Here is a 22312-nt window from a genome sequence, read left to right as displayed (position 1 = left end):
CACATGGCGACGACCGCACCCACCGGTGTGCAGGAAGGCAGCCGGTCGCAGACCACGCCCGACCCCGCGCCCGCCCCCATGACCCACCCGCAGATCATGAAGGCGCTGTCCGGGCTGATGCTCGGCATGTTCGTGGCGATCCTGTCGTCCACGATCGTCTCCAACGCCCTGCCGCAGATCATCAGCGACCTCGGCGGCACCCAGTCCTCCTACACCTGGGTCGTCACCGCCGCCCTGCTGTCGATGACGGCGGCGACCCCGCTCTGGGGCAAGCTGTCCGACCTCTTCAGCAAGAAGCTGCTGGTCCAGATATCCCTGGTGATCTACGTCCTCGGCTCCGTGGTCGCGGGCCTGTCCCAGAACACCGGCATGCTCATCGCCTGCCGCGTGGTCCAGGGCATCGGCGTCGGCGGCCTGTCGGCCCTCGCCCAGATCGTGATGGCCGCGATGATCTCCCCGCGCGAGCGCGGCCGGTACAGCGGCTACCTCGGCGCGGTCTTCGCCGTCGCCACCGTCGGCGGCCCGCTGCTCGGCGGCGTCATCACCGACACCTCGTGGCTCGGCTGGCGCTGGTGCTTCTACGTCGGCGTACCGTTCGCGGTCATCGCCCTGATCGTCCTCCAGCGGACCCTGCACCTCCCGGTCGTCCGCCGCGACGTCAAGGTCGACTGGCTCGGCGCATTCCTGATCAGCGGGGCCGTGTCCCTGCTCCTGATCTGGGTCACCCAGGCCGGCGACTCGTACGGCTGGATCTCCTGGACCACCGCGGCGATGACCGGCGGCGCCGTCGCACTCGGCCTGCTCTTCCTGCTCGTCGAGTCCAGGGCGAGCGACCCGATCATCCCGCTGCGCCTGTTCCGCAACAAGACCATCACCCTCGCCTCCGCCGCCTCGCTGTTCGTCGGCATCGCGATGTTCTCGGGCACGGTCTTTTTCAGCCAGTTCTTCCAGTTGGCCCGCAACGAGTCCCCCACGATGTCCGGAATCCTCACGATTCCGATGATCGGCGGGCTCTTCGTCTCCTCCACGGTTTCCGGTCAGGTGATCACCAAGACCGGCAAGTGGAAGGCCTGGCTCGTCTCCGGCGGCGTCCTCCTGACGGCCGGCCTCGGCCTGCTGGGCACGCTGCGGTACGACACCCCGTACTGGCACATCGCGATCTACATGGCGCTGACCGGACTCGGCCTCGGCATGATGATGCAGAACCTCGTCCTCGCCACGCAGAACCAGGTGGCCCCCGAGGACCTGGGCTCGGCCAGCTCGGTCGTCACCTTCTTCCGCTCCCTCGGCGGCGCCATGGGCGTCTCGGCGCTCGGCGCGGTCATGGCCAACCGGGTCACCCACTACGTCAAGGACGGGCTGGCCGCACTCGGCCCGAAGGCCGCGGCGATGGGTCACGGCGGCACTGCCGGCGGTGGGATCCCCGACCTCGACAAGCTGCCCGCGCCGTTCCGCACCGTCATCGAGTCCGCGTACGGGCACGGCGTCGGCGACGTCTTCCTCTACGCCGCGCCCACCGCGCTGCTCGCGCTCGTCCTGGTGCTGTTCATCAAGGAGGTCGCGCTGAAGTCCAAGCCGGCGGCCCATGCCCCGACGGCGTCCGCGGCGACGGCCGGAGCCCCCTCCGCGGCGGAGTAGCGACACCCGCGATACCCATGGGCCCCCGCCGGGGCGACGGCTCCCGGCGGGGGTCTCGCTATGCGCCCGGCCGGGCGGCGGCCTTCGCCTCGATGCCCGCGATCAGCACGTCGACCGCGAGGACGAAGTCCCCGTCGGACACCCGCCGGGCGGCGCCCCCGCAGCCGTGCAGGAACTGCGAGACGGCCAGGTGAGCTCCGGTCCGGCAGGCGCCCGCCAGGCCGGTGGCGTCGAGCAGCCGCTGCAGGGCGGAGTCGAAGGCCCGGGCGTGCGGGCCGATGTTGGGGTACGCGGCGGTCAGCGGCGCCACCCAGGGGTGCTGCGCCAGCAGCCGCCGGTAGCCGCAGGCCAGGGACTTCAGTCGGCCGGGCCAGCCGTCCTGGACCGGTACGGCCGGCTCGGCTGGTGCGGTCCGGGGCAGCGGGAGCTCGCCCAGGGCGCGGTCCAGGGCGAGTTCGAGCAGATCGTGCTTGGTGTCGACGTACCAGTACAGGGACATCGCGGTGACCCCGAGCCCGGCCGCGAGCCGGCGCATCGAGAACCGTGCCAGCCCCTCGGCGTCGAGGAGCCGTACGGTGGCGCCGGTGATCCGCTCCCGGTCGAGGCCGGAGGGCGCCTCGGTGCGGCGTCTGGCGGGTGCGGTGTGCCCGCCGGCCAGCCACACGCTGGTCCGGGCCTTGCCGGGATCGGCCGCGGTCACCATGGAGGCACCCTCCTCACGACAGCTGGATCAGCCCGGAATGCCCGGTCCGCCCACTTGATGCTAGAGGGTGCCCCTCGCGTTTCGGCTGGATCAGGACGGGGCGGACGTGCCGTTCAGGGGGGCGGTCAGGTCGTAGAAGGTGGCTCCGCCGACCGTCGTGGACCTGAAGCTGGCCTTGATCCAGCTCGAGATGGCGCTGCTGGTGCCGCCGCCCGGACCGCCGCCGCGCATGCCCTGCCCCTCGCTGCCGGCGCTGTCGTTGTCGCCGATGAAGTAGTGGACCTTCCCGGTGCGCACGTACTCCTGGAACTTGGCGAGCGTCGGGGAGGGGTCGCTGCCGTTGAACCCGCCGATCGGCATCACCGGCTCGCCGGAGGCCAGCTGGTAGCTCGCCGCGTTCTGCGCACCGACGGCGGCTGCCGCCCAGGTGTACTTCGCCGCGTCCTTGCGCAGGGCCGCCGTGGCCTCCTTGCTGGCCTTGGTGCCGTTCAGCAGGCCGCCGGGGCCCCCGCCGGCGTTCTGCGGGCCGCGCTCACCGCGCCCGCCGCCCGCCTGGCCGCCCTGGCCGCCGGGGAACTGCCGGGGTCCGCCCTGGCCCTGAGGACCGCCGCCCGGGACCCCGCCCTGCCGGCCCTGCCCTTGCTGCCCCGGCCGGCCCTGCTGCGGCACGCCGCCCTGCGGGCCCGCACCGGGCGGGAGTTCACCGGCGCCGAAGAACCGCATGCCCATACCGCCCCGGCCGCCCGCGACCGCGGGCCCGGCCGTCACGATCGAGCCGCCGCGCGTGGAGTCCACCGTGGTCAGGCAGTACGCGAGGGGACCGGCCAGCGCCGCGCCCAGCCCGAGCGCCGCCGCACCCAGCACGAACCGCCGGCCGAGCCGCGCGCCGAGGAGCAGCCCGGCGGCCGCCGCCAGGCCGGCCACGAGGACCGTCCAGCGCAGCCACGGCAGGTATCCGGTCGAGCGGCCGAGGAGGACGTACGACCACCACGCGGTGAGGGCGAGGGTGCCGGACAGGGTGAGCGCGGCGGCCTTGCTGCCCCGCTCCTCCCACAGCATGGCCACGCCCATGCCCACCAGTGCGGCCACGAACGGCGACAGCGCCACCGTGTAGTACTCGTGGAAGATGCCCTGCATGTAGCTGAAGACGAGCGCCGTGATCAGCAGGGCGCCGCCCCACACCAGGAAGGCCGCGCGGGCCATGCCCTCCAGGGAGTCGGTGGCCCGCCGGGCCCGCCAGGTGATCACCAGTCCGGTGACGAGCAGGACGAGGGCGGCCGGGAGCAGCCAGGAGATCTGCCCGCCGATGTTGGCGGAGAAGAGCCGGTCGATGCCGGTCTCTCCCCAGCCCCCGCCGCCGCCTCCGCCGCCGCCTCCGCCGCCCCCGGCGCGGGCGCCCCCGCCCACGCTGCCGGTCTCGTTGCCGTTGATCCGGCCGAGGCCGTTGTAGCCGAGGGTCAGCTCCAGGAAGGAGTTGTTCTGCGAGCCGCCGATGTACGGGCGGGAGGACGCGGGCCAGAGCTCCACGATCGCGACCCACCAGCCGCCGGCCACCACCATGGCGGCTCCGGCGACCAGCAGCTGGCCCAGCCGGCGGCGCAGCCGGGTCGGCGCGCAGACGGCGTACACGAGGGCGAGCGGCGGCAGGATGACGAAGGCCTGCAGGGTCTTGGTCAGGAAGGCGAAGCCGACCGCGACGCCGGCCCAGACCAGCCACTTGGCGTGGGCGCCGTCGAGGGCGCGCAGGACGCAGTAGACGGTGACGGTCAGCAGCAGGGTCAGCAGCGCGTCCGGGTTGTTGAAGCGGAACATCAGCGCGGCGACCGGGGTGAGTGCGAAGGCCGTGCCGCTGAGCAGTGCGGCCGCGGGCCCGAAGTGACGGCGTACGGCGGCGTAGAGCACGGCGGTGGTGCCGACGCCCATCAGGGCCTGCGGGACGAGGATCTGCCAGCCGCCGAGCCCGAACAGCCGGACGGACAGCGCCATCGGCCACAGGGCGGCCGGGGGCTTGTCGACGGTGATGGAGTTCCCGGCGTCGGAGGAGCCGAAGAAGAAGGCCTTCCAGCTCTCGCTGCCCGCCTGGACGGCCGCGGAGTAGAAGGAGTTGGCGTAGCCGGAGGCTCCCAGGTTCCACAGCAGCAGGACGGCGGTGGCCAGCAGGAGCGCCACGTACGCGGGCCGCTCCCAGCGGGGGCGCCCCGCGGTCGCGGTTCCGGCGCCGGCGGTGGCGGTGGCGGTGGCGGTCGGGGTGGTCGGAGCGGTCGGGGCCCGTTCGGGGAACGGGGAGTCCATGGGTGGTACGGCCGTGGTCATCGGGTGTCGTCCTTCGCGGGAGTGGCGCGCCGCTCGGGGAAGACCCAGGCGCGGAAGAGCAGGAACCTCAGCACGGTTGCGGCGAGGTTGGCCGTGATCAGCACGGCCAGTTCGGTGCTGTGGGAGGGAGCGGCCGTGGCGGCGCCGAGGGCGGCAAGCGACCCGCTGGTCAAGGCCAGCCCGACGCCGAACACGACGAGGCCCTGGGCCTGGTGGCGGACGGCCCGGTCGCGGCCGCGGACGCCGAAGGTGAGCCGGCGGTTGGCGGCGGTGTTGGCGACGGCGGAGACCAGCAGGGCGCCGGCGTTGGCGAGCTGCGGTCCGGCGCCGAGCCGGAAGAGGGAGTAGAGGGCGAGGTAGGCGAGCGTGGACAGCACGCCGATGACGCAGAAGCCGAGGAGCTGGCGGGCCAGCCCGCGCGGCACTCCGGGCAGCGCGCTGCGGTCGCGCGGGTCGTCGCCGAAGGGGCGGGAGAGCCGGTCGAGCGGCAGCGCTCCGACGGCCAGGGCCCGGCCCACCCGCCACATCCCCTTGAGGTCCTCGGTGGCGGTGCTCACGATGTGCACGGTGGAGTCCGGGTCGTCCACCCAGTCCACCGGCACCTCGTGGATCCGCAGCCCGGCCCGCTCGGCGAGCACCAGCATCTCGGTGTCGAAGAACCAGCCCGAGTCCTCCACCAGCGGCAGCAGCCGCTCCGCCACCTCCCGCCGGATGGCCTTGAACCCGCACTGCGCGTCGCTGAAGCGGGCGGCGAGGGAGGAGCGCAGGAGCAGGTTGTAGGCGCGGGAGACGAACTCCCGCTTGGCGCCTCGCACCACGCGCGAGGAGCGGGCGAGGCGGGTGCCGATGGCGAGGTCGGAGTGCCCGGAGATGAGCGGGGCGACCAGCGGCAGCAGCGCGTTGAGATCGGTGGACAGGTCCACGTCCATGTACGCGAGGACGGGTGCCTCGGAGCGGGACCAGACCGTGCGCAGGGCGCGGCCGCGGCCCTTCTCCTCCAGCCGGGTGCTGCGTACTCCGTCGACGGTGGCGGCGAGGCCGGCCGCGACCTCGGGGGTGCGGTCGGTGCTCGCGTTGTCGGCGATCGTGATGCGGAAGGGGTACGGGAACGTGCGGGTGAGGTGGTCGTGGAGCCGGCGCACACACGGGCCGAGGTCCTGCTCCTCGTTGAAGACCGGGATCACCACGTCGAGTACGGGCTCGCCGGGCACGGGCGCGAGGTGCGCCCGTGCCGGCAGGGCGCCGGAGGAGGTGTCGGTTGGCATGCACCGACCCTCTCCGGGCGGGCTGTCACCGCTGTGTGGTGAGCCTGTGCTCCGTCTGTGAGTCCGTCTTCGTGTGCCTCGTCGGCTGGTCCGCGGCGAGGGGGAGCAGGACCTCGAAGCGGGTGCGCCCCGGCTCGCTCCGTACGTCGACCTGCCCGCCGTGGGCCGCCACGACGGCCTGGACGATGGCGAGCCCGAGGCCGGTGGAGCCCGCGGCCCGGGAGCGCGAGGCGTCGCCGCGGGCGAACCGTTCGAAGACGTGGGGGAGCAGGGCGGGCGGGATGCCGGGCCCGTTGTCCTCGATCCGCAGCCGGACGGCGGATGTTTCACGTGAAACATGGGCGGTGACGGTGGTGCCGGGCGGGGTGTGCGTCCGGGCGTTGGCGAGCAGGTTGACCAGGACCTGCTGGATCCGGGCCGGGTCGGCGAGGATCGGCGCGGGCTCGTCGGGGAGCTCGAGGCGCCAGTGGTGCTCGGGTCCGGCGGCCCGGGCGTCGCTGACGGCGTCGACGACGAGCGGGGCGAGGTCGGTGTCGGCCGAGGAGAGCGGGCGCCCGGCGTCGAGCCGGGCGAGGAGCAGCAGGTCCTCGACGAGGCCGGTCATCCGGGTCGCCTCGGATTCGATGCGGCCCAGGGCGTGCCGGGTGTCGGGACCGGGTTCTTCCCGTCCCCGGCGGGTGAGTTCGGCGTACCCGCGGATGGAGGCCAGCGGCGTCCGCAGTTCGTGGCTGGCGTCCGCGACGAACTGCCGGACCCGGGTCTCGCTCTGCTGGCGGGCCGTGAGCGCGGAGGAGACGTGCCCCAGCATCCGGTTGAGGGCGGCGCCGACCTGGCCCACCTCGGTACGGGGATCGGCCTCGGCGTCCGGGACCCGCTCGTGGAGGGCGGGTTCGCCACTGTGCAGGGGCAGTTCGGAGACCCGGGTCGCGGTGGCGGCCACCCGGCGCAGCGGGCGCAGGGCGACCCCGACCAGGGCCTGCCCGGCGAGGGAGGCCGCGATCAGCCCGGCCAGGGTGACGAAGACTTCCACGGCGATGAGCGTGCTGACGGTGGAGTCGACCTCGGCGAGCGGGAAGCCGAGGACCAGGCTCCCGTCGGGCGCGGTGAGCACCCGGTACGCACCGAGGTCCGGCAGGTCCAGGTTCGTGGGGTCCGGCCGGCGCTGTTCGGCGGCCCTGCGGGCGGCCCGGGCCAGGGCCTCGGTCTGGGCGGCCGTCAGGCGCTGGATGTGGTCGTACCCGGGTCCGCCGACGGCGGCGCTGCGGGCCGTACTGGCGACCGTGCCGTCGGCGAGGAGGCGGATCCCGGCGGCCCCCAGCGGGGATCCGGGCGCCAGGACGAACTTGTCGTCCTTGTCCCGGAGCGCCTTCTCCCCTAGGGGCTTCCGGGTGCCCATCTCGACGGAGACCCTCAGCTGGTCGTCGAGCTTGTCGACCAGGTACGAACGCAGCGCGAGGGTGGTGACGGTCCCGATGGCCGCGCCCACCACGGCGATCAGCGCCACCGCCGAAACGACGAGCCGGGCCCGCAGGGACCAGGCGCGGACCGGGCGGAACCAGAGCCGCCTGCGCCCGGACCGGCGGACGGCGTGGGGGCGGGCGGGCCGGGAGCTGTGGGCGCGAGAGGGCCGCGGCAGGCGGAGTGCCACTACTCCGCCGGCTTGATCAGGTAGCCGGCGCCGCGCCGGGTGTGGATCATCGGCGGGTAGCCCGGGCCGCTCTCGAGCTTGCGGCGCAGGTAGGAGATGTACAGCTCGACCACGTTGGCCTGGCCGCCGAAGTCGTACGACCACACGCGGTCCAGGATCTGCGCCTTGCTCAGCACCCGCCGGGGGTTGCGCATCAGGTAGCGCAGCAGCTCGAACTCGGTGGCGGTCAGGTGGATCTCCCGGCCGGCGCGGGACACCTCGTGGCTGTCCTCGTCGAGCTGCAGATCGCCGACGGCCAGGACGGAGCCCCCGCGTGCGGCCTGCGCCGCGCCCGAGCGGCGGACCAGTCCGCGGAGCCGGGCCACGACCTCCTCCAGGCTGAACGGCTTGGTGACGTAGTCGTCGCCGCCCGCCGTCAGGCCCGCGATGCGGTCCTCGACGGAGTCCTTGGCGGTCAGGAACAGCACCGGAAGCTGTGGGATCTCCCGGCGCAGCCGGCCGAGGACGGCGAGTCCGTCCATGTCGGGCAGCATGATGTCGAGGACGACGACGTCCGGCCGGAACTCCCGCGCGGCCCGCACCGCGCCGGCCCCGTCACCCGCACTGCGGACCTCGCAGCCCTCGTAGCGCAGGGCCATGGAGAGCAGCTCGGAGAGCGAGGCCTCGTCGTCGACGACGAGCACCCGGCAGGGGCCGCCGTCGGGCCGGACGAGGGCCGTGGGGTTGCTGGTGGACGTGGACGCGTGGGAGGTGGTCGTCGCAGTCATGCGACCACGCTGACCGTGGCCTCTGAGAGCGTTCTTGTCCCTACCTGTGAATTACCTGAGAAACCCTCGGGCGGGCCGCTCAGACCAGGCGGAACAGCCGGGCGCCGTTGTCGTGGCAGACCGCGCGCAGCCAGTCGTCGCCGAGGCCGAGCCGTTCCAGGGCCTCGAGCTGGTGCTCGTACGGGTAGGGGATGTTCGGGAAGTCGGTGCCGAGCAGGATCCGGTCGCCGAGGTCCGCGAGCCGCCCGAGCTCTCCCTGCGGGAACCCGTGCAACCGCTCGGAGAAGTCGGTGAAGGCCATGGTGGTGTCCAGGCGCACCGCGGCGTACCGGTCGGCGAGGTCCAGGAAGTCGGCGTACTCGGGCATGCCCATGTGCGCGATGATCAGCGGCAGCCGGGGGTGCCGGGCCAGCAGCCGGGCGATCGGCTCGGGTCCGGTGTACTTGGCCGGGACGGGCCCCGACCCGCAGTGGATCACGGTCGGGACCTCCGCCTCGGCGAGCAGCCCCCAGACCGGGTCGAGCCGGTCGTCGTTCGGGTCGTACCCGCCGACCTGGAGGTGCGCCTTGAAGACGCGGGCTCCGGCTTCGACGGCCTGCCGAACGTACGCCTCGGCCCCCTCCTCCGGGAAGAAGGTCGCGGTGTGCAGGCAGTCGGCGGTCCGGGCGGCGAAGTCCGCGGACCAGGAGTTGAGCCATGCGGCCATCTCCGGCTTGTGCGGGTAGAGCATGGACGTGAACGCCCGGACCCCGAACTCCCGCAGCAGCGCGACCCGCTGCTCCTCCTCGTGCCGGTAGGTGATGGGCCATGCGACGCCGGTCAGCGGTCCGACCGCGTCGAAGTAGTCCCATACCTTGTCCAGGACCCGCTCGGGCATGAAGTGCGTGTGGACGTCGACCAGTCCGGGCAGTCCGAGCCGCTCCCGGAAGGCCCGGACCGCGTCAGCCGTTGCGGGCAAAGCCGTGGCTCCGCTCGACGGTCGCGACGTGCAGGGTGTAGCTCTCGTACCAGTCGGCACGGCCCTTCTTCATGGCCGCCTGGTGCTCCAGGTCCTGCCGCCACTCGGCGAGGGACTCGTGGTCTCGGAAGTAGGCGACGGTGATGCCGAGGCCGCCGGGGGTGCGGGCGGACTCGTAGCCGAGGAAGCCCGGATTCGCGGCCACGATCTCGTTCATCCGCCGGTTGGTCTCCGGGTAGCCGGTCTCGTCCGGGGTGCGGATATTGCTGAAGACCGCCATCACGTACGGCGGTTCGAAGGCGGGTACGGGCTGGATGCTCATGCCCACCACCCTCTGCGGCGGCCCCCTGGCATGTCCACCGGAAAGGGGCCCGGCAGCCCAAAGGGATCCAAGTTTTGACCTTGGAGGCCACACCGCACACCGGCACGGTGCCCGGGACGGGCCCGCGGGTCAGAACAGCCCGTCCTGCTCACCGGGGGTGGCGGGCGGCGCCAGCTCGGCGACCGGCGCCGCAGTCGCGGCGCCTTCGGCCGGGGCGACGAGCTCCCAGCCGGCGAGCAGCCGGGTGTCCACCACGAGTCCGTCCGCGAGGTGCAGATCGGGACCGGCCGCGCCGACGAGCCGGCCCACGACGGCCCCGCCGGGGACCATCCCGGTGAGGACCCGTGCGGGGGCGGGCAGCCCGTCCAGCCCGAACGGCCCGGAGTGGTCGACGGTTTCGCACGGCAGCCGCTCGAGCGACTCCGGCCAGCCGGGCAGGGCCGCGGCGCGGGCGTGCAGCTCGGCGACCTCCCGGGCCCGGTCGGCCGCCGCCGGCAGGGTGCCCCGTACAGCGCGCTTGCGGGCATACGCGATCCGGTCCGGCACCCCGAGAGCGGCCCGCAGCAGCTCTTCGGTGCGGCGGGTGGCCATCAGCGGGCCCCGGCCCAGCCAGGTCCAGGTCACCGCCCCCTGCTCCAGCAGCCGGGCCGGGCCGCGCTCCTCGGCGGTGATGCCGACCTTGACCAGGCCGGGCCCGAACCAGGCCAGGTAGACGCGATAGGTGCGCGGATCGGCGGCGTTGGTGTCGGCGGCCACCGAGAACGACCGGTCCAGGCGGGCGCATTCGGGACACTGGGCGTTCCCGGCCCGGTCGGGCACCGTGGCGGCCGTGGGACACGGGGTCCGCTTCCCGGCCCGCCGTACGCCGAGGCAGTGCCGTTCCCCGTGGGCCGCGAAGGCCAGGCGCTGCCCGTAGGCGAGCAGGCTGCTGCGCTCGCCGCGTCCCTCGGCGCTCCACCCGATGGCGGGGCGGCCGTCGTTCCACCGGATGCCGGTGCACCGCCAGGTCACAGCGGGAGGGGCCGCTCGAAGAAGGTCTCGAGCACGACGGTGGCGTGCGTACCGCTGACGCCGTCGATGGCGTAGAGGCGGCGCAGGACGTCCTGCAGCTGCTCGGTCGTGGCCGTGCGCACCTTCACCAGGACCGAGGCGCTCCCCGCGATGATGTGCGCCTCCTGGATCTCGGCGATCGCCTCGAAGGCGGCCTTCGAGTCCCCCATCCAGGCGTTGGAGTCGACCATCACGTAGGCGAGCACCCCGCTCCCGACGGCCGCGGGGTCCACCTCGACCGTCGTGCGCCGGATGACCCCGCGCTCGCGCAGCTTGCGCACGCGCTCGTGGGTGGCCCCGGCCGAGAGCCCGACGGCGGCGCCGAGGGCGGCGTACGACTGGCCCGCGTCCTGCTGCAAGCGCAGGACGAGCGCCCGGTCGATGTCGTCCACGCGATCTTCCTCCCATCCCCTGGAATCCCTTGCGCCGACGGTACAGGATCCTGCAATCCCCATACGAGGCCGAACCAAATTCGGCGGCAAACCCGCCTGAGGGAAGAATGCCATCCATTGCCGACCTCGATCTGTACGAGATCCTGGACGAACGATTCCGCACCGGCCGCTGTGCCAACGGCGACTCGCGGCTCGAACGGCTCTACGACGACTGCCGCTGGGCGGAGGGCCCGCTGTACCTGCCGGCCTGGCGCCGGCTCGTGTGGAGCGACATCCCCAACGACCGGATGCCGCGCTGGGACGAGGCGACCGGCGCGGTCTCCGTCTTCCGCTCCCCTCCCGGCCACCCGGACGGCAACACCCTGGACCGCGAAGGCCGCCTGATCACCTGCGAGCAGGGCAACCGGCGCGTCACCCGCACCGAACCGGACGGCACCCTCACGGTCATCGCCGACCGCTACGACGGCAAGCGGCTCAACAGCCCGAACGACGCCGTGGTGCACTCGGACGGCTCGATCTGGTTCTCCGACCCGGACTTCGGCATCACCAGCGACTACGAAGGCCGCCGCGCACCGGCCGAGATTGGCGCGTGCAACCTCTACCGCGCCGACCCGGCGACGGGCGAGGTGCGCCTCGCCGCGGACGGGTTCCTCGGCCCGAACGGCCTGGTCTTCTCACCCGACGAGAGCGACCTGTACGCGGCGGACACCCGGGCGGGCCACATCCGCGCGTGCAAGGTCGGCGCGGACGGCACGCTGACGGACGACCGTGTCCTCGCCGAGTGCCGGTCTCGGACATCGCCTTCGGCGGCCCGAAGAACAACCGCCTCTTCATCACCGCCACCACGTCGCTCTACTCCCTGGTCCTCTCGGTGACGGGCCTCCCCCGCGTCCTCTGGTAGCCCGGCCGGGCTACCGGGCGACGAACTGCGTCAGGATCGCCTGCACCTCGTAGATGTCCACACCCTTGGTGAACGTCTTCTCGATCGGCGCCGCGCTGCCGGAGAGCCAGATCTTGAGCTCGGCGTCGAGGTCGAAGTGGCCGGCGGTCTCCACGGAGAAGTGCGTGATGCTCCGATAGGGGATGGAGTGGTACTCCACCTTCTTTCCGGTGAGCCCCTGCTTGTCGACGAGCACGAGCCGCCGGTCGGTGAACAGGATCGTGTCCCGGATCAACAGGAACGCGGCGTGCACCTGCTCCCCCTGCCCGAGCAGCCGCGCGTAGTCCCGCTGCGCCGACGTCGGATCGACCGTGTGCGCGTTCCCGAACAGCCCCATGGGAGTCCCCCTCTTCCGGTTCCGGACCCTTCCGAACCCTCTCCGAGGACCGTATCCAGGCCCCGCCCGCCGGTCGTCCCCCACGGGACCGATCTCCGACCCGGAGAACCCCCGGGTCCCCCTCCCCACCAAGGAGGACCCCCCACACCGGACCCGGGCACCGCCGACGGACCCTGGGCAACGCAAGAGGCCCCCCGGTGAACCGGGGGGCCTCTTCGGCTGTGCACTCGGCAGGATTCGAACCTGCAACCTTCTGATCCGTAGCTCTAGCGAGATCGGTCAGCGGCGGTCATTCCGGCCGCTACCAAGCCCTGGAAAGGCGCTACCGGATGCGGGCGGTTGCTGGGGTTGCGGTACTTGGCGGCTGTACGACAGCTAGCACGGCGATAGACGGACGGGACGGCACTACCGGATCTTGGGCAATGGCCTACCGCCGATCCCCTCGCCGGGATGGGCTACCACAGCTCCGATCCCTGCCAACAGCCCAACGACCGCTGCGGCGTCGGCCAAGGCGCCCGCTACCTCGGCGAACGGCCTCACCCCGATGATGAGTACAACGATCACCGTGATTACCCAAAGCTTCGCGAGAGGGTTTGACAGCCCCCACTGGGCAAGAGTCACACTCACTACTGAGCCTCCAAGGGTTCGTAACCCGCCTTGTCGCCTCGCCGGGAAGCCTGTGCGACAGGGCGGGTTTCCTTTTTGCCGATGATGCCGCGAACTCCAGCACTCGTCACACGGCCATACCGCCCCCAAATTTGCTCTCACTTGCGTTCCAACATGTGCAATCGTCTAGCAAATCCAACATCGCTGTACGTACAGCCAAGTTCAAGCGCGTGCTTGAGCAGATCAGGCCGTACATACCGAAACGCGGATACGCAACAGCAAGGGTTTCCCATATTGAAAACCAACCCCGGGGGTGGCGATCGCGCACGCCAAGAGCGAGGCCGCCTGTGACCTATATCACGGGCTATTGCTGCCGTACTCTGCCCACTTGCGTCGCCGCTCAGCCACCACTCACCCCAACTCCCATCCCGTCTGCCGTCGGCCCATGACACGTTGAGCGGGCGCGGTGCCGGGCGTCCAGGTGGAGCGCCCAACTGGACGAACGACCTGGACGCCCGGTGCCGTGTCTGCTCGGCTTGTCCTGGGCCGATGGCGGACGGGATGGGAGTTCCCCGCCGCAACCCTCCACGGGCCGGCACCCGCGTACGGCGCCCCCGCCATCCCGGTGCTTGTTGCGTCCCCGCCGGAGGCATGTCGGTGAGGGATGGAATCGATGACCGGTCGGGGCTCGACTCATGCCCTTGGGCCTACCCGCCTACAGGGGCGGGCGTCGGCGCAGCGCGCGCGGAGCGGGCCGAAGGCAGGAGCGTCGCGCGGAGCGGAGCCGGGAAGCCCGCCCGGCGGAGCGGAGCGCAGCCGGGTGCTTGATGAGGTAGAGAAACCTGTAACAGGTCCCCCGCTGATCCTCGGCTACACCGTGGTGAGTGCGTCGGCGATGGCCTGCATGTCGTCCGTTACGGCATCGGCTCCGGCGTCGGCGAACAGTTCCGCTTTGTGGGGCTTGTTGACGTAGCCGATCACCATGGACCCGGCGGCGTGAGCGGCCTGGATGTCCGTGAGCGAGTCACCGATCAGGGCGCAGTGCGTCACGTCCATCTGCATCTGCTCCGCCGCCCCAATCAGCGGGAACGGGTTCGGCTTCATGAGGTGCGGCTGCCCAGAGGGCCGACCGATGACCTTCGCGACGTACTCCCCCAACCCGTGCTCCTCCAGGAAACGCTGGACGCATTCCGCGGAGTTGTTGCTCACCACCGCCACGGCCCGCCCCGAGGCACGCACAGCCTGAAGAGCTTCCACCGCCCCCGGGGTCGGCGGGCCGGCCACCGCCACTGCTTCAACCTCGGCCACGGTCAGGGCGTGTTCCACCGTCCGGCCGATCTCGTGACCGGCCTCGTGCGCGATGCGCATGACCTCGATCGGATCGTCGGTCTCGGCGGCCTTAGCGCCTGCACCCTCGTCCTGGGCGATGAGCAGTGCGGTGAGCTGCTTGGCAACCTCCGGGGCAGGAAGCCCAGCGAACACGTCGCAGACAGGCCCGTCGAAGTCGAAGAAGATCACGCGCGCGCTCGCGAGGACTCCCGAGAGACGGTCATCGTGCGTCAAGGTCAAAGTCCCTTCCGATGGTCTCCCACACGCTGTCGAACCACATGCGGGCCTGCTGGACCTGCTGCGCTCCGCTGGACGACTCGCCGTCGTTGATCGAGTGGTGGAAGAGCGTGGCGTCCTTGCCCACGAGGTCGTAGATCTCGATCGTCTCGCCCTGGGCGACGACCTTGTTGGGGCGGATCGGGTAGTACCCGAAGAACGCGTCCTCGTCGTTGATCACGTAGAGCTTGAAGAACTGCGTACCGCTGTGGACGCGGACGCTGATCTGCGTCTCAGCTACCAGGCCTAGGTGCTCCAGCTCGGCGATGGCGTCCCGGATGCTGCGGGTGTAGCTGACCATGATGTCGTGCATGCGGTCACGGAGCCGCTTGTCGTCCGCGCCGTCGTCCTTGCGCACCGGCGCCGCCTGCGGCACCGACATGTCCGGGACGAGTATCCGCATGGTGATGCTCGACGGCGTGAGCCGACCCACCCGGATTTTGTCGAGCGGCTCCTGAAGCGCCCCGTGCAGGGTCTCGCTGGAGAAGCCTGCGAAGTCGATCGTCACGCGGTCCTTGGCGAAGGCCTGCTCGACGTACGGGCGCAGGCCCGCCGGCCGTTCGGTCCGGTTGCGCACGTAGACGCCGCTGCCCTTGCGGGAGACCACCAGGCCCTCGTCTTCGAGGTCGCGCAGCGCGCGCTGGATTGTCGCCCGAGCGAACCCGTAGTACTCCGTCAGCTTTGCGTGGGACGGGAGCTTCTCACCTGGGCCCAGCTTCCGGGTGCGGATGGCCGCGCTGAGGCTGCTCGCCACCTGCTCGTACGGGGCTCGGTCGTCGTCTGGGTCGAGGGGCTCGGGGACAAAGGTCATGGGGTCGATGGTAGGCGACACCCTTCAAGCAGGACAGCCATGCCAGTCATGTTGTTGACATGGCTAGCCATCTCTCTTACCTTCGAGACGTGACCAACCGGGCTAGCCAAGTTGGTCATCTAGCTTTCTGCTGGCATCCCTGAAGGAGAAACCATGCCGTCGTTCAAGGTGGACACGTCGACCGCCGTGGTATTCGTCGCCACGGCCCCCACTCCGAAGCTCGTGAGCAAGCAGACCGGTGAGCGCGCTATGGACCGGGAGACCAACGCTCCGCTGTCCACGGTGGGCCTGCTGATCTCGGACGAGGGGGAGGGCAACCTCTACCAGGTGACCGTGCCGGAGACCGGGCTCCCGGAGGGCCTGATGCCGGGCATGCCGGTCTCAGTGATCGGTCTGAAGGCGCGGGACTGGGAGAACACGTTCAACGGCCAGACCCGGCACGGCATCTCGTTCCGCGCCGTCGCCCTCACCTCGGTCGGGGTCTGATCATGACTGACCTGTCGACGTTATGGGAGGTCGGCCTCCCAGTGGCCGCCGGTGCGGGTGGTCTGCGATACGCCCAGGTGCGTGCGCCGCGCGTGTACTGGTCCGTCGTTGGGCTGCCGGTGGCCCAGGTGCGGTTCGCGATGACGTACCGCTCGACCATGGACGTGTGCGGGCTGACGGTCCAGCCGTCCCGCCTGCGGGCGTTCCTGGCCCGAAACATCGCCCGCCGCAGTGACGTGCAGCCGGTGCCGCCGAAGATCCGCCGAGTACGGGGATCGTCGACCGGCATGCGGGTGACCCTGCGGCTTCCGGCCGGACTGGAGCCCGCCGACGTGATGGCGGCCTCTGAGCGGCTGCGGCACGCCTGGGGCGTCCACTCCGTCCACGTCGTCGCAACCAAGCCCGGGTTCGTGGAGCTTCGGATGACCGGCTACGACGTACTGCGGCGGGTGAAGATGCCGCGTCGGCTGCCCTCCGGCCCGATGACCGTTCCGGTCGCGCTGCGGGAGGACGGCACCGCGTTCGTACGGGATTACCTGAAGGTCCCGCACGCGCTGACGCTCGGTGCCAACCAGTCGGGCAAGTCCATGTACCAGCGCAACCTGGTCGCGGGCCTCGCCCGGCTGCCGGTCGCCCTGGTCGGGATCGACTGCAAGCGCGGTGTCGAGCAGCAGGTCTACGGGCCCCGGCTGTCGGCGCTGGCCATTACGCCTGAGGAGGCGTCCGGACTCCTGGACGCGTTGGTGGGCGAGATGGAGACCCGATTCGACCTGCTGAGCGACTACGGCGCCGCCGACTTGTGGGGCCTGCCCGAGGAGGTTCGGCCGGTTCCCGTCGTGGTGCTCGTGGACGAGGTCGCGGAGCTGTTCCTCGTGGCCAGCAAGAAGGACGAGGAACGCCGGGACCGGATGGTCATGCAGATGATCCGGCTGGGGCAGATGGCCCGCGCGGCCGGCATCTACCTGGAGATCTGCGGCCAGCGATTCGGATCCGACCTCGGCAAGGGGGCCACGACGCTGCGCGCCCAGCTCACCGGCCGTGTCGTCCACCGCGTCAACGACAAGCAGACCGCCGACATGGGCTTGGGCGACATCGCCCCGGACGCGGTCATGGCCGTCACCGCGATCCCGCCCGACCGTCCCGGCGTCGCCGTGGCAGGCGACACTTCCGGCGGCTGGTCCCGCATCCGCACCCCCGAGATGAGCGCCGACGAGGCCGCCGCGATCTGCGCCCAGTTCGCGCACCGGACCCCGGCCCTCCCGGCCCTCGCCCCGTACCGGCCCGTGGTCTCCGTCCCGGGGGGTTCTGCCGGGCCCGCCCCGCTGGCGAAGCCGACTCCGGCCACGAACTAGCGACTTCCCCAGAAAGGAGGTGGCTCGTGTTCCGGAATCTCCGCCCTGACGCCGTGCTCGTCCAGGCCGTCATCGCCGGTGCCCTGTCCTTCGCCCACCTGCACGATCTCGCTGCCGCAGCCGGACAGGACGGCTGGAAGGCCTGGGCTTACCCGGTCAGCGTCGACCTGCTGCTGGTCGCCGCCTGGCGCCGGATGCGTACGGATGCGGCCAACCGCGACGCATGGCTGTGGTTCGCCATCGCCCTCATCGCCTCACTCGGCGCCAACGTCGCCACCGCCGGGATGCTCGACCTGCATGACGTCCCGCCCTGGCTGCGCATCCTCGTCGCTGGATGGCCCGCCCTCGCCTTCCTCGGCGGAACCCTCCTCGCCCACGCCCCGTCCCCGGAGCCATGCCCTGAGCCAGAGCCCGCTGAGGAACCCGCCCCGCCGGACCTGACCGTGGAACGCGTCCCGGAACCGGCTCCCGAACTGCCGTCGGCCGCGCCCCAGGACATCGGACTGGAGCCCACGCCCACACCCACGGCACCCGCCGTACCTGTTCCGCCCGCGCTGCTCGACCATGCGCGAAAGATCGCGGATGCCCACCATGCACAGACCGGCGCCCCGATCGACGCGGGAACCCTCCGCACGCGCCTCGGTGTTCCCGCCGCTCTGGCTGACTCGATCGCCCTCCAACTCGCCTGACACGAAAGGGGACAGACCTATGCGCCCGAACCACTTCTACAAGGTCATCCGCTTCGGCCCCGTGAGGGTCGGCAGCTTCAGCGATGGCCGTGGTCGCACCCTGCACACCGCCGTGTGCACCGCCCCCGGCTGCGACTTCTCGGCCGAGTACCGCGGTCGAGCCGCCGCCGAGCTCGCTGCCCAGACCCACCGCTGCAACCCGCGCTAACCGTGAAGGAGACCCGCGTCATGGACGTACCGCTCTGGCTCGCCCTGGTCGCCGTCGGCGTCCTCGGCTACAAGCTCGTCCGCCCGCCGCTGTGGCTCGTCGCCGTGATCCTCCTCGGCGGCTTCCTCCTCGCCCAGAGCTCTCTCGCCCCGGCCCTCGCCCCGATCACCAAGTAGGGAGAACCGCCATGCTCCGACCGCGCATCCCGGTCAACCCGCTCCCGACCGGCATCACCACCCCGCTCGTACAGCCCGCGGCTTCGTCCGCCGTCGGGTCCGACCGTGAGTCCTCGCCGATGGCCGCGCCCCACGAATCGACGGCGGCATCGATCGCCCCGGCCCGCGCCACGGTCCAGCTCACCCCGGGCAGCGCGATCGCTCTCGCAGCCGGCGGTGGTGCCGTCGTCCTCGTGGTCGGCGCCGTCCTCGTCTCGATGCTGCTGGCCGTCGCCATCACCGGCGTCTCCGTGGCCGTTATCGCGGTGGTTCTGCGCCTGCTGGTCAAAGACCTCCAGAAGGGCCGGTGACAGAGATGGACACGCACGTCATCGCAGCGGGCTTACCGGCCCTGGGATGGGCCTTCCACGGCAGGATCCTCCTGCGCCGCCTGGCCAACGCCCGCCGAGACCCCCTGACCGGCCTGCACACCCGCGCCGGATGGACCACCCGCGCCGAGCACCTGATGTCCAAGCACCCCGGGGCCCTCGTGCTCCTGGTCGACCTGGACAACTTCAAGGCCGTCAACGACACCCACGGCCACGCCGCCGGAGACGCGGTCCTCACCGCGACTGCCCGCCGCCTGTCGATCTGGTGCGGAGGCAACGGAATCGCCGCCCGGCTCGGCGGAGACGAGTTCGCCGCCATCGTCACCGACCCCGACCGCACACCCGGCCTCCGCGCCCTCCAGGCCGTACTGGACCGCCCCGTCACGCACAACCGCTGCACGCTGTCGGTCTCCGCCTCAGTCGGCCACTGCCACCGCGCAGCCCTCCCGGTGCCCACACTCACCGACGCGCTCTCCGCCGCCGACTCCTCGATGTACGCGGCCAAGGGCCACGGCAGGCGACACACACGCTAAGCGGCCCCGGGGCGGCCTCGGTCGCCAAACTTCCGCCGCCCCGGGCGCCTGAACCCCTCCAGATCCAACGGACCCGAAAGGGAAGCCTCATGATGCCCCAGAGCACCTCGACCCCGCCGCGCATCTGCCACGACTGCGACGGCTTCGCCACCGCCACGATCACCACCGGAACCCGCTCCACGGACGGCACCCGGACCACCATCCGCGTCAACTGCCCGACCTGCCGCGGCCTCGGCCGCACTGTCTCGGTCGCTCTCGTCCACACGGGGAAGTGAGCGACTTGCCCGACACCGCTACTGCGGCGGGCCTTGACCCGGCCACCCTGAGCGATCTGCTCAAGGTGGCCGGGGCCCCCGGCTTCGACCGCCTCCACGAACAGATCCGCCGCACCGGAGGATGCGCCGCCCCCATCCGCCTCTCCGGCGGCACCAAGCTCCTTGACCCGGCCACCCGGACCGTCCTCCACGCCTATACGACCGACGCCGAACCCGGCGGCGTCCTCCGCATCGCCTGCGGCAACCGCCGTGCCTCCCGCTGCCCCGCCTGCGCCTGGACGTACGCCGGAGACACCTACCACCTGATCCGCGCCGGACTCCTCGGAGACCCCGCCAAGGGCACCCCCGAGACGATCCGCGACCACCCTCGCGTCTTCGCCACCCTGACCGCCCCGTCCTTCGGCCCCGTCCACAACCGACCCGGCACCCGCCCCTGCCGCTGCGGCATCCGCCACCCCGAAGACGCCGAAGAACTAGGCACCCCGCTCGACCCGTCCTCGTACGACTACGCCGGCGCCGTGCTGTGGAACAACCACGCCTCCGAGCTGTGGCGCTACTTCACGATCTACCTCCGCCGCGAGATCGCCGCCCGCGCCGGGATCACGCAGAAAGCCGCCCGCGAGCAGTCCCGCGTCTCCTTCGGCAAGGTCGCCGAATACCAGAAGCGCGGAGCCGTCCACTTCCACGCGGTCATCCGCTTCGACGGACCGGACGGCCCCGACAGCCCTCCGCCCGCCTGGGCCACCCTCGACCTGCTCACCGACTCCATCCGCGCCGCCGCCGCCCGCGTCCGCGTCGTCGTACCGGCCACCCCGGAACACGGCTTCGCCCACGACTGGGACCTGACGTGGGGCGAGCAGATCGACGTGCAGCCCATCGGTGCCTTCGGCAACGGGGAAGACCTGACGGAACAGGCGGTCGCCTCGTACGTCGCCAAGTACGCCACCAAGGCCGCCGAGACCACCGGCACCGTCGACCACCCCGTGGGCAACAAGGAAGCGCTGATCCTCCTCGGTGTGCCGGACCATGCCCGGCGGCTCATGGAGGCCTGCATGGACCTCGACCACGCCTACCCTGACCGGCGCCTGCGGGCCTGGGCCCACATGCTCGGCTTCCGCGGCCACTTCTCCACCAAGTCCCGCCGCTACTCCACCACCCTCGGCGCCTTACGCCAGGTCCGCGCCGACTACCGCGCCGCCCAGCAACGCGCATCCCTCGGCCTGCCCGACCCCGACGACCACCCGGAAGCCACCCTCCTCGTCGTCGCCCACTGGGCCTACGCCGGCCACGGCTCCACCCCCGGCGAATCCTGGCTCGCCGCCAACATCCGCCGGGACCTCCAGCACAACCGCGAACACGCTCGCGAGATGCGGGCCGAACTGTCCGAATGGGAAGGGGAAACCGCGTGGCTGCCGTAGTCATCCAGCGGAAGTGGCACACCACCGCCGAGGTTGCCGAGATGCTCGGCTTCGGCCTGTCCAAGACCAAGATGCTCGTGCTCACCGGGGAGATCCGGTCCGTGAAGGTCGGCCGCAACCGGCGCATCCTCCCGGTCTGGGTGGACGAGTACGTCGAACGCATCGCCACCGGGGCTGAGGGGTGGGCGGCATGAGCGGGAAGCGGGGCAACGGGGAGGGCTCGATCTACCCGTACAAGGGCGGCTACGCGGCCTACGTCTGGGTGACGAAGCCGGACGGGAAGCGCGCCCGGAAGTACTCGTACGGCAAGACCCGCGAAGAGGTCCACGAGAAGTGGCTCAACCTGCACGCAGAGGCAAAGAAGGGGCCCGTGGCCACCCGGCACCGGACGGTCACGGCCTTCCTCACGTACTGGCTTGAGTCGATCGTGAAGCCGAACCTGGCCCCGCTCTCCTACGTCTCGTACGAGGGGTACGTGCGGCTCTACATCGGTCCGCACCTGGGAACGAAGCGGCTGGACAAGCTCACCGTGCGGGACGTCCGCGAGTGGCTGACCAAGCTGGCGGCCGTCTGCCAGTGCTGCGCCCAAGGGAAGGACACCAAGCGCTCTCCCGCCAGTCGCCGGTGCTGTGCTGTCGGGGAGTGCTGCGAGTCGTTCCCCTCGCGCCGCGTGATCCAGGGGTCCCGTGACGCACTGCGGGCGGCCCTCACGCACGCCGTGACCGAGGAGGAGATCGGCAAGAACGTCGCGTCGCTCGTGAAGGTGCCCAAGCCCCGCCGCAAGCGGATCAAGCCGTGGTCGGTGGTCGAGGCTGGCCGGTTCCTCGCCGACGGGGTGGTCAGGGAAGATCACCTCTTCGCCGCGTGGGTGCTCGTGCTGTGCCTCGGACTGCGGCGCGGGGAGGTCCTGGGGCTGACCTGGAAGTCGATCGACTTCGATGCCGGGGAGCTGTACGTCGACCACCAGATCCAGCGGGCCGGGCGGCAACTCCTGCACCGGGAGACTAAGACCGAGGACTCCGACGACTTCCTTCCGCTGCCGGAGCTCTGTCTCAGGGCGCTGCGGATGCGGCGGGCGCAGCAGATCGGGGACCGCAAGGCTGCCGGGGAGCTGTGGCAGGACAGCCACGATCTTGTCTTCACGACGAAGTACGGCACCCCGATCGAGCCGGGGAACCTGACGAGGATGTTCGCGCTGCGGGCTCGCCGCGCCGGCCTTCGGGTGATCCCGCTCCGGAACACCCGGCACACGTGCAGTTCGCTCCTGGTCGCGCTCAAGGTCCACCCGAAGGTGGCCCAGCGGATCCTGCGGCATTCGCAGATCGCCATGACGATGGAGGTCTACGCCGAGGCGAGCGAGGAGGAGGTGAGGGCCGCGATCGGCAAGCTGTCCGAGGCGATGGGCGGCGGCAGCGGCTGAGGCGGTTGCTGTACTTCGCTGCTGTACGGCGG

24 protein-coding genes and 1 pseudogene are annotated in these 22312 nt (G+C 71.4%); 13 read left to right on the top strand and 12 right to left on the bottom strand.

The window, feature by feature from the left end; all coding sequences use genetic code 11:
- The first annotated feature begins 3 nt into the window (after positions 1-3).
- The gene (locus OG299_RS21015) at positions 4-1638 is read left to right on the top strand and encodes an MDR family MFS transporter (RefSeq protein ID WP_327362285.1); all 1635 of its coding nucleotides are present in this window, start codon (positions 4-6) and stop codon (positions 1636-1638) included.
- 58 nt (positions 1639-1696) lie between these two features.
- Here OG299_RS21015 and OG299_RS21010 read toward each other — a convergent pair whose 3' ends face one another.
- From OG299_RS21010 to OG299_RS20970, 9 genes are all read right to left on the bottom strand, one after another.
- Positions 1697-2341, bottom strand: coding sequence for a TetR/AcrR family transcriptional regulator (locus OG299_RS21010; protein ID WP_327362284.1), 645 nt, complete (start codon positions 2339-2341; stop codon positions 1697-1699).
- Positions 2342-2431: 90 nt separating this feature from the next.
- Positions 2432-4654, bottom strand: coding sequence for an ArnT family glycosyltransferase (locus OG299_RS21005; RefSeq protein WP_327362283.1), 2223 nt, complete (start codon positions 4652-4654; stop codon positions 2432-2434).
- On the bottom strand, positions 4651-5919 hold the full coding sequence (locus tag OG299_RS21000; RefSeq protein WP_266627752.1) for a bifunctional glycosyltransferase family 2/GtrA family protein: 1269 nt from the start codon (positions 5917-5919) through the stop codon (positions 4651-4653). The genes OG299_RS21005 and OG299_RS21000 overlap by 4 nt, the downstream gene beginning before the upstream one ends.
- 25 nt (positions 5920-5944) lie before the next feature.
- A complete protein-coding gene (locus OG299_RS20995) occupies positions 5945-7450 on the bottom strand; it encodes a sensor histidine kinase (protein WP_327364564.1) in 1506 nt (501 codons plus the stop codon).
- A gap of 116 nt (positions 7451-7566) precedes the next feature.
- Positions 7567-8334 (bottom strand): response regulator transcription factor, encoded by a 768-nt coding sequence (locus OG299_RS20990; RefSeq protein ID WP_327362282.1) that lies wholly within the window; start codon positions 8332-8334, stop codon positions 7567-7569.
- Positions 8335-8413: 79 nt separating this feature from the next.
- Complete coding sequence (locus tag OG299_RS20985; RefSeq protein WP_327362281.1) at positions 8414-9292, bottom strand: amidohydrolase family protein; 879 nt, start codon at positions 9290-9292, stop codon at positions 8414-8416.
- Positions 9276-9614 carry an antibiotic biosynthesis monooxygenase family protein gene (locus OG299_RS20980; RefSeq protein WP_327362279.1) on the bottom strand — a complete coding sequence of 113 codons (339 nt, stop codon included), beginning with the start codon at positions 9612-9614 and terminating at the stop codon, positions 9276-9278. The genes OG299_RS20985 and OG299_RS20980 overlap by 17 nt, the downstream gene beginning before the upstream one ends.
- 129 nt (positions 9615-9743) lie before the next feature.
- On the bottom strand, positions 9744-10625 hold the full coding sequence (locus OG299_RS20975) for a DUF2797 domain-containing protein (protein WP_266627745.1): 882 nt from the start codon (positions 10623-10625) through the stop codon (positions 9744-9746).
- Positions 10622-11056 carry an Lrp/AsnC family transcriptional regulator gene (locus tag OG299_RS20970; protein WP_266665827.1) on the bottom strand — a complete coding sequence of 145 codons (435 nt, stop codon included), beginning with the start codon at positions 11054-11056 and terminating at the stop codon, positions 10622-10624. The genes OG299_RS20975 and OG299_RS20970 overlap by 4 nt, the downstream gene beginning before the upstream one ends.
- A 107-nt stretch (positions 11057-11163) precedes the next feature.
- Between OG299_RS20970 and OG299_RS20965 the strand changes: the two are divergent.
- Positions 11164-11957, top strand: a pseudogene (locus OG299_RS20965) (SMP-30/gluconolactonase/LRE family protein).
- Between the two features lie 10 nt (positions 11958-11967).
- Here OG299_RS20965 and OG299_RS20960 read toward each other — a convergent pair.
- The 3 genes from OG299_RS20960 to OG299_RS20950 all read right to left on the bottom strand — a co-directional run bounded on the left by OG299_RS20960 (position 11968) and on the right by OG299_RS20950 (position 15355).
- Positions 11968-12333 (bottom strand): PH domain-containing protein, encoded by a 366-nt coding sequence (locus tag OG299_RS20960; protein WP_266627742.1) that lies wholly within the window; start codon positions 12331-12333, stop codon positions 11968-11970.
- A 1476-nt stretch (positions 12334-13809) separates the two neighbouring features.
- Positions 13810-14502, bottom strand: a complete 693-nt coding sequence (locus OG299_RS20955; protein WP_327362278.1) for an HAD family hydrolase — start codon at positions 14500-14502, stop codon at positions 13810-13812.
- Positions 14489-15355, bottom strand: a complete 867-nt coding sequence (locus tag OG299_RS20950) for a GntR family transcriptional regulator (protein ID WP_327132735.1) — start codon at positions 15353-15355, stop codon at positions 14489-14491. Before OG299_RS20950 ends, OG299_RS20955 begins: the two co-directional genes overlap by 14 nt.
- Before the next feature lie 153 nt (positions 15356-15508).
- Between OG299_RS20950 and OG299_RS20945 the strand changes: the two genes are divergently transcribed.
- The 11 genes from OG299_RS20945 (at position 15509) to OG299_RS20895 (ending at position 22280) form a co-directional block, all read left to right on the top strand.
- Entirely contained in the window at positions 15509-15841 is a 333-nt protein-coding gene (locus tag OG299_RS20945) for an SCO3933 family regulatory protein (protein ID WP_327132736.1), read from the top strand.
- A gap of 2 nt (positions 15842-15843) precedes the next feature.
- Positions 15844-17193 (top strand): FtsK/SpoIIIE domain-containing protein, encoded by a 1350-nt coding sequence (locus OG299_RS20940; RefSeq protein ID WP_327362276.1) that lies wholly within the window; start codon positions 15844-15846, stop codon positions 17191-17193.
- Positions 17194-17219: 26 nt separating this feature from the next.
- Positions 17220-17882: a DUF2637 domain-containing protein gene (locus OG299_RS20935; RefSeq protein ID WP_327362275.1), complete on the top strand. Its 663-nt coding sequence runs from the start codon at positions 17220-17222 to the stop codon at positions 17880-17882.
- 19 nt (positions 17883-17901) lie between these two features.
- Positions 17902-18090 (top strand): mobile element transfer protein, encoded by a 189-nt coding sequence (locus tag OG299_RS20930; RefSeq protein WP_327132739.1) that lies wholly within the window; start codon positions 17902-17904, stop codon positions 18088-18090.
- 20 nt (positions 18091-18110) lie between these two features.
- The gene (locus tag OG299_RS20925) at positions 18111-18266 is read left to right on the top strand and encodes a hypothetical protein (protein ID WP_327132740.1); all 156 of its coding nucleotides are present in this window, start codon (positions 18111-18113) and stop codon (positions 18264-18266) included.
- Positions 18267-18277: 11 nt separating this feature from the next.
- Entirely contained in the window at positions 18278-18616 is a 339-nt protein-coding gene (locus OG299_RS20920; protein ID WP_327132741.1) for a SpdD-like protein, read from the top strand.
- Positions 18617-18621: 5 nt separating this feature from the next.
- Entirely contained in the window at positions 18622-19167 is a 546-nt protein-coding gene (locus OG299_RS20915) for a GGDEF domain-containing protein (RefSeq protein WP_327364563.1), read from the top strand.
- 89 nt (positions 19168-19256) lie between these two features.
- On the top strand, positions 19257-19442 hold the full coding sequence (locus OG299_RS20910; protein WP_442817524.1) for a hypothetical protein: 186 nt from the start codon (positions 19257-19259) through the stop codon (positions 19440-19442).
- Positions 19443-19447: 5 nt separating this feature from the next.
- Positions 19448-20860 (top strand): replication initiator protein RepSA, encoded by a 1413-nt coding sequence (gene repSA / locus OG299_RS20905; RefSeq protein WP_327364560.1) that lies wholly within the window; start codon positions 19448-19450, stop codon positions 20858-20860.
- The gene (locus OG299_RS20900) at positions 20848-21054 is read left to right on the top strand and encodes an excisionase family DNA-binding protein (RefSeq protein ID WP_327362274.1); all 207 of its coding nucleotides are present in this window, start codon (positions 20848-20850) and stop codon (positions 21052-21054) included. The genes repSA and OG299_RS20900 overlap by 13 nt, the downstream gene beginning before the upstream one ends.
- Positions 21042-22280, top strand: coding sequence for a site-specific integrase (locus tag OG299_RS20895; RefSeq protein ID WP_327362273.1), 1239 nt, complete (start codon positions 21042-21044; stop codon positions 22278-22280). The genes OG299_RS20900 and OG299_RS20895 overlap by 13 nt, the downstream gene beginning before the upstream one ends.
- The last annotated feature ends 32 nt before the right edge of the window (positions 22281-22312 follow it).

Source organism: Streptomyces sp. NBC_01296 (assembly GCF_035984415.1).
GTDB lineage: Bacteria > Actinomycetota > Actinomycetes > Streptomycetales > Streptomycetaceae > Streptomyces.
This window is presented reverse-complemented; position numbering and strand designations above follow the sequence as displayed.